This window comes from Acetobacter okinawensis JCM 25146 (genome assembly GCF_000613865.1).
Classification (GTDB): Bacteria; Pseudomonadota; Alphaproteobacteria; order Acetobacterales; family Acetobacteraceae; genus Acetobacter; species Acetobacter okinawensis.
Window position 1 is genome coordinate 1 of record NZ_BAJU01000120.1, and the last position, 805, is coordinate 805.

1 pseudogene is annotated in these 805 nt (G+C 65.2%); it reads right to left on the reverse strand.

Features of this window, described 5'->3' with window-relative positions:
- A pseudogene (locus JCM25146_RS22695) lies at positions 1–805 on the reverse strand (hypothetical protein); the annotation flags it as partial.

An 805-nucleotide genomic window follows, 5' to 3' on the forward strand; every position in this document is an offset into this window, starting at 1 on the left:
GTCGGAATCGGCTGCGGCCAGCAGGGCCTTGTGCAGGCGCTGCTCAAGCTGGTCGTCGGGCAGGTTCTGCAAACCCAGCCAGTCCAGATCAACCGTGTTGGCGTACACCGCCACCTTGCTGTCGGCCAGCGGGCTGACAGCAGAGGTCAGCAGTGCGCCCTCCGGCGTTGCGCGCAGCCCCACATCGGGCGAGCTTGCGGCCACCACCACACCCTCTGTTGTGGGCCACACGTCATACCCATCCCCATGACGGAAGGCGAGAATCCCCCCGTCATCGGTGGTGGAGGTGCCCACAAACAGCTTTTTGCCCGAGGCCGGGTCCGCAATAGTCAGCACCCGACCGGGCTTGCGCATGGGGTAGAGAATTCCCCCGTCAGCCACAATGGGGTTGATCACCCGCCGGTCACCATAAACATTACCCGGCGGGGGCTTGTCCCCCAGTATCCAGCCCTCTGCCTGCTGGGAGAGGAAGAACTGGCGCGTATCGGGCAGTTTGACCTGCAACAGCGTGGCACCGGGCAGGGTTGTGACCGTAAGGGTGGAAAAAACGCCATCCCCGCGCAGCGCACTGGTGTCCATTGGCTCTGCATTGTCCACCACAATCACAAAGCTGTCGCCACTGCGGAAGGCGGCCAGCCCCATGCGGGGGGAGACAGGAATAAGCACACGGCTGGTCGAGGACGCAGGCACGCTCACCGGGCCGGAACTATCGCCCGCCAGACGGCTACCCGCACCAGAAGGCTGGCCAGCCTTCTGCCCGGCCTGTGGCCTTTGGCCGGTGTGGGGTTGGGTGTTGGCGGCGGGG